Source organism: Brackiella oedipodis DSM 13743, from assembly GCF_000621025.1.
In the GTDB taxonomy this organism is placed as follows: Bacteria; Pseudomonadota; Gammaproteobacteria; order Burkholderiales; family Burkholderiaceae_B; genus Oligella; species Oligella oedipodis.
On record NZ_JHZJ01000009.1, the window covers coordinates 321,098 to 327,527 of the forward strand.

Annotated in this window: 6 protein-coding genes; 3 read left to right on the forward strand and 3 right to left on the reverse strand. The window is 45.2% G+C overall.

Features of this window, described 5'->3' with window-relative positions; genetic code table 11:
• Positions 1 to 419 precede the first annotated feature (419 nt).
• A complete protein-coding gene (locus tag Q335_RS08885) occupies positions 420 to 1,760 on the reverse strand; it encodes an MFS transporter (RefSeq protein WP_051532210.1) in 1,341 nt (446 codons plus the stop codon).
• A 207-nt stretch (positions 1,761 to 1,967) separates the two neighbouring features.
• Positions 1,968 to 3,257: a dicarboxylate/amino acid:cation symporter gene (locus tag Q335_RS0101460; protein ID WP_051532211.1), complete on the reverse strand. Its 1,290-nt coding sequence runs from the start codon at positions 3,255 to 3,257 to the stop codon at positions 1,968 to 1,970.
• Positions 3,258 to 3,541: 284 nt separating this feature from the next.
• On the opposite strand from Q335_RS0101460, the gene Q335_RS0101465 reads away from it, so the two are divergent.
• Together Q335_RS0101465 and Q335_RS0101470 are read left to right on the forward strand one after the other, a co-directional pair.
• Positions 3,542 to 4,189, forward strand: a complete 648-nt coding sequence (locus Q335_RS0101465; RefSeq protein ID WP_028357107.1) for a LysE family translocator — start codon at positions 3,542 to 3,544, stop codon at positions 4,187 to 4,189.
• 31 nt (positions 4,190 to 4,220) lie between these two features.
• Positions 4,221 to 5,114 (forward strand): AEC family transporter, encoded by an 894-nt coding sequence (locus Q335_RS0101470; RefSeq protein ID WP_028357108.1) that lies wholly within the window; start codon positions 4,221 to 4,223, stop codon positions 5,112 to 5,114.
• A 66-nt stretch (positions 5,115 to 5,180) separates the two neighbouring features.
• Here the strand turns inward: Q335_RS0101470 and Q335_RS0101475 are convergent, their stop codons facing one another.
• Positions 5,181 to 5,615, reverse strand: coding sequence for a DUF3597 domain-containing protein (locus tag Q335_RS0101475; RefSeq protein ID WP_028357109.1), 435 nt, complete (start codon positions 5,613 to 5,615; stop codon positions 5,181 to 5,183).
• A gap of 265 nt (positions 5,616 to 5,880) precedes the next feature.
• On the opposite strand from Q335_RS0101475, the gene Q335_RS0101480 reads away from it, so the two are divergent.
• Positions 5,881 to 6,171 (forward strand): hypothetical protein, encoded by a 291-nt coding sequence (locus Q335_RS0101480; RefSeq protein ID WP_028357110.1) that lies wholly within the window; start codon positions 5,881 to 5,883, stop codon positions 6,169 to 6,171.
• Positions 6,172 to 6,430: the final 259 nt, after the last annotated feature.

A 6,430-nucleotide genomic window follows, 5' to 3' on the forward strand; every position in this document is an offset into this window, starting at 1 on the left:
AGTTTTATTGACTGTCTGCACGATAGTGACTGTGCTCACTCTGTGCTTTATGTCAGCATTCGAGTTGGGTGGTATTTTTGAGGCTTTGCAGCCTTGGAATCTCATCATCAGTCACTGACCCAGAAGTCGCTGAGGGTATTAATCCATGACGCGCTCTGGACCTTAATACCGCAATCTCCTAATCTTCCAATCGCTCAATCGCCTAAACCCTCAAGTCCTTAATAGTCACTTTAGTCTGCCAATCGCTTAATGCATCAATCCTTCAGAACCGAGATCGCTCAGTCGTAGCGTCAGAGCTCTTTACGGAAGTGTTTATACGGTGCCAGCCCCGCCGCTAAGCGTGTTTGAACATGTCTATCGCAGAGCAGAAGCGCCACTAAACGCTAACCCCGTGCTGCCGCTCGAGGGCTCAACAATCTTCACTGCCCGTGCCTTAGCTGACGATCTGAGCATGGGCCTTTGGGCTGAACCTGATTAAAGATTTGCACCACGGCTCCCAGCAACATTAACCCGGACATAATCAATAGGCCAATTTTTTCGGAACCGCTAAACTCGACCGCCCAGGCCATAAGATTGGGACTGACTAGACCACCGGTCAGACCCAAGGTATTGATCAACGCCATAGCCCCCGCCGCCTGAGTGCCGCTAATATAAGCCGATGGCATGGCCCAAAATACCACATAGGCACCAAACATTAGGGCGGTGGCGAGCGTCATAAACAGCATCACCATGACAATACCTTGACTGTAAGCGGCCACGCCTAGGCACACGGCGCCTGCCAGTAACATTAATGAACTATGCCATTTTCTTTCTGCAAAATGATCGGAACTCTTAGCCGCTACATACATGGCTATCGCTCCCGCTAAATAAGGCAGGGCGGTGAGCCAGCCAATCTGACGGGTATCTGTGACCCCCGCTTTGGCGATAAGGGTTGGCAGCCAGAAATTGACCATGTACAAACCCGTAATCACACTAAAGTACGCGAAGGACATTAAGTAGATTTTGTAGTCTTTTAGCACCTGCACAAAATCACGATGCTGATGGGCTTGGGCACCTGTATTTTTGTTGTGGATGGCACTATGATTAAGCAACCATTGCTTTTCTTTGGCATTTAACCAGGACGCTTGTTCAGGCCGATCGACCAGACATTTATAGAGCAAAATACCGATAAGAACCGTCGGGATCCCTTCGAGCAAGAACAACCACTGCCAACCCTTAAGACCTCCGACCTCATTGAGCCTGGACAGTATATAGCCCGAGATAGGGCTACTGATAACACTACCAATAGGGGCTGAGGCCAATAACAAGGCCATGACCTTAGCCATATGTTGCTGGCTATACCAGTAGGTCAGATAAAAAAACATCCCTGGAGCGAAACCTGCTTCAAAGACACCCAATAAAAAGCGCAAACCATAAAAGCTGTAGTGACTCTGCACCCACATTAAGCCAATCGTTGCCAAACCCCACAACACCATGATGCGACTAAAGGTGCGACGCGCCCCAATCTTAGGAAACAGCAAATTACTGGGGATTTCAAATAAGAGATAGCCTATAAAAAAGATACTGGCACCAATGCCGTATTGCACTTCGCTAATGCCTGTATCTTGCAACATCTGTAATTTGGCAAAGCCAATATTAATGCGATCAATATTGCAAAACATATAACCCAAGGCCAGGATGATGAGTAAATGCTTAAGGCGTTTGCGCTCTAGCGCCTTAAATTCCTGATCGCTGAGTGTTATCGAAGATGTATCATGCATGGGGCTTACCTCATGTAGACAAAAACAGGGGCTAGTAAACATTGCGCGCGCTAGGCTTCTTGGTGGTACATTGAGCCTAACGCAGCCAACGCTTAACGCCCCCAGATGTTATGGTTATGCCTTGCCAATTAAGTCAAAAAAACTGCTCATTAATATACCTAAAAATGAGCAGCTTTTAGTCAACATTGCCTCGTCTAGGACGATAAATTAATCCAGCGCCTGCTTGAGTTGTTCCTTGTCGAGCGCTTTTTCCCATCGCGCTACCACAATCGTGGCGCAAGCATTACCCACCAAGTTAGTCAAGGCACGGCACTCTGACATAAAGCGATCAATCCCGAGGATCAAGGCCATGCCAGCGACGGGAATATCTGGAATTACGGAGAGCGTGGCCGCCAAGGTAATAAAACCAGCCCCCGTCACGCCAGCGGCCCCTTTGGAACTAAGCATAGCCACGAGCAAAATGAGTAATTGCTGTGTAAATGTCAGATCAATATTGCAGGCTTGTGCAATAAATAAGGCCGACATCGTCATATAAATATTGGTGCCATCCAGATTAAATGAATAACCGGTAGGAATGACTAAACCCACCACTGATTTTTTGCAGCCGGCGGCTTCCATTTTTTCCATTAAAGAGGGTAGGGCCGCTTCGGATGAGCTCGTACCTAAGACCAGTAGCAATTCTTCTTTGATATAACGAACTAATTTAAAAATAGAAAAGCCGTTATATTTGGCCACTAAGCCCAAAACAATAGAGATAAAGAGGATCGACGTCAGGTAGAACGTAGCGACCAACTCAAACATATTAATCAGACTTGCAATGCCGTATTTACCAATGGTAAAAGCCATGGCACCGAAGGCACCGATGGGAGCGAATTTCATGAGCATGCTGACAATTTTAAAGACAGGATGCGTGAGCGATTTCAGTAATTCCAACACTGTGCGTCCGCGCTCACCTGTGTGCGAGAGGGCAAGTCCCATAAGAATAGCCACAAACAGCACTTGCAAAATATTGCCTCCGATCAAAGGACTGACTAAGGTCTCTGGGATGATATTCATTAAAAAGCCCGTCACCGTAGTTTCGTGGGCTTTTTGGGCGTAAGTCTCGACCTTGGCATTGTGAATAGAGCTTGGATCAATATTCAAGCCTGCACCAGGATGGGTAATATTCGCGACCAACATACCGATAAACAGCGCCAGCGTTGAAAACGTCATAAAGTACAACATGGATTTGCCAGCGACACGACCCACCGCTTTGGTATTATTCATGCCAGCAATCCCGATGACCACCGTCAAGAAAATCACAGGAGCGATAATCATTTTGACGAGTTTAATAAAAGCGTCACCTAATGGCTTTAAACTTTCTCCAGTCTCTGGGTAAAAATAACCTAAGAGCACACCAATAATAATGGCCACGACGACCTGTACATATAAATGCTTATACCATTTGGCGGGTCTAAGATGACTATTGTGAATTTCTTGAAGTTCTTGTGGATCCATGACAATACTGCGCAAACTGCGTTATGTAAGGTAATTAAATGTCACATTGTAGTGCTAAACAATTGCTTACAACCCTAGTGTTTTCACTGATATTTAAGCGCTAATTAGCCAATAGCGCCGCTGACGAGTAACTGATTGATATAAATCAACATGAAGTTAACGGCGTCGTTTGTCTTGTCGACCCGCATCGGTATTTCACCTGATGTAACAAAATCCTACATTGGGGTAGAATGGATCTTTTGCTAGGGTTTGCCTAAGTAGTTGTTGCATGTTTGGGGTTTAGATTGCCATATCTCCATGAGTTTTTGATTTTAGCGGGTGTGCATTTTTTTGCAGTGGTCGTACCCGGCATTGACTTTGCAGTAGTCACCCAACAAAGCATCTCCAATGGCCGCCAAGCGGGTGTGATTACGGCCATCGGCATCGGCCTAGGGATCTCCTTACATGTGTTGTATACGGTGCTGGGTTTTGGCCTTATTGTCCATACCAATCAGTCTATTTTTACCATCATTAAGGTCATCTCGGCCCTGTATCTCGTATATTTGGGCTTAAGTATGATTCGTCAGAATCTGCGACCGCGTCGTCCCAGTCCAGAGGCCGTCGCAGATCAGGTTGGCCAACAGCTTGCTGCCAAACCCCAAAGCATACGTGCCTCACTCATCAAGGGCTTTGTCACCAACGCCACCAATCCTAAAGCCACCATTTTCTTTTTAGGGATTTTTACGTCTCTGGTATCGCCCAGCACACCCATTAAGGTGCAATTGCTCTATGGCCTTTGGATGTGTTTTGTCAATGCAGGATGGTTTATGTTAGTGGCGTATTTATTCTCAACCAGAGCCGTACGTGATCTCTTCCTCCAAAAGAAAAAATGGTTTGAAATTGCCATGGGGGTGCTCTTGATCACACTGGCCATTAATTTATTGGTCGCTTAGCGCAAATAGGCGCTTTTTTAAAAGGTGAGCGATGTCAACACTTTTACCACTTATCTACCTAATCGCAGGGATGACGCTTGGGCGTTTCTACCCAACAATCCGTGAACCGCTCTCTAAAATAGTCACCCGTATCATTATTCCTTACGTCATTATTTATAATCTGGCGGACTATCATCCAGGAACGGCTGTGTTGGCCGTGGGTGGCTTTTTGTATTGTTTAGTCATGTTTGGACTGGCTAAATTGTTCTGGCGCCATGACAGAATGGCACCCTTATTGGTCAGTTATATCAATTTCGCGTGGTTAGCGCTGCCAGTAGCGATTGCCTTATTCGGAGACGAGGCCAGTCGTGTGGTGATCTCTGCTTATATCGGTAATTCTGTCTTTGGTAATACCTTTTCGGTCATGGTGCTTCAAAAGCAACACGACTATAAATCATTAATCCTCAAGACCTTACGGTCGCCCGCCATTATTGCCGTCTTTATCGGCATAATCCTGCGCTTAGTCTATCCACAAATCACTGAACTTGATCTTATTCACTGGGGCTTCCAGGGAGCTAAAATCGCCATGTCCATTATGGGGATGTGTATTTTGGGAATTTGGTTGTACAGTGCCAAGATTACAACGCAATCCGTCATTAGCGATATCCCCTTGTCGATCGTACGCTTCTTTTTAGGCTATATCGTCTTATTTGGTTTCTATCATATTGCGGTTTATTTTGACATTTTACCTAGCGCCGATCTGACGTCATTAATTTTGTGCCCGATGATGCCACCGGCGGCCAATCTTGTCGTGCTCGAGACGTACTATCTGCGTACGGGTACAAGTGCCAAACGGATTGCCAGCGGTACCGTCATTGCCTTATTTTTGCTGGGGGTCTTTGCAGTCTTAGACCTGATGGGGTTTTTGCCATGGTTGCATAGCTAATAATCACAGGCACAAAAAAACCAGCTAAGCCAAGCTTAGCTGGTGCTAGTGACAGTTACTTAACAATTATTTATGCAATAAATCTTGAGGGATGTTGCCACCGTTTTCGGCGATTTTTTTGAGAACGGCTTGATGTAACCACGTATTCATTTTGGCTGAATCAGATAGTAACTCTTGTGGGCAGTTCAACTCTTTGGCAAGTTCCTTACGAGCCTCTAAACTGCTATCCAAGTCTAATAATTTAAGTAAGTCTACAATAGACGTACGCCAATTCAAAGGTTGTGAGCTGGCTTTAGCACGTTCTTCTAGTTGAGCAACCACGTCTGATTGAGAAACAGCCGCATTGCCTTGTGGAGCTGCCTGAGATTGAGTGGTTTGCGCCTGAGCTGCTTGAGCTTGTGGTGCAGCACCATCTTTGTGCTCTTGGGCTTGGGGGGCTTGCTTAGCATCGTCGTGCTTGTCTAGACCTAGTTTGTTTAAGATATTAGAAAAGAAACTCATCACATTCTCCTAATAAATAGAAACAGAATAGAACGCACCACTCAACATAAGAGATAATGCGTGATTAAGTACTTACTACATTAGCACAAAGACCCACCGCAAGATGTATTAATATGTAAATCGCCAATCTTAGCGTGGTTAGACGTAGGGGATGGGGAATATGATCACAATTACATTTACTTAAACTTTAAAACGCTCATCAGTCAAAGGGCAGCGCATAATAGCTTGCATGACTGGCTTATCTTAAAAGTTATAAGGATCCAACATGAAAAGCATTAAATATTCCGTTGTCATCAGCGCCTTATTGGCAACTACTTCTATGGCTTGGGCACAAGAGGACGCTGCTAAAGTCAAGGCACCACAAACTGAGCAAACCGCTAAATTCGACCAACGCCTTGATCGTATGAATCAACGCTTGGAACGAACGCAAACGAATATCGACGGTAAACTCGATTCTATGCAAAACCGTATCAAAACCTTAGAGCAACGCCTCGATGCACAAAAACAAAAACTCGATAAAGCGAACGAGACGCTCAAAAATAAGCGTAAGCAATAAATGAGGTTGCTTAGTTCGTGGTTATAGCGGCGAGCTAAAGATCCATGGTAAAGGACAGCCATCAGCCCTAAATCATTAAGGTGTTTGATGGCTGATGCGATAGACTCTTAGCAATAGGTTTGACCAACCTATTGCTTTTTTTTGTGACTGTCAGGTGAAAGCGGCTGGTTAATCCCTAAACACACCTGCCGGTGTGACTGATTTTTAAGAAAAAATTTCAGCTATTAAAGACTTATGCAAACGCTTATGCACAGAAATT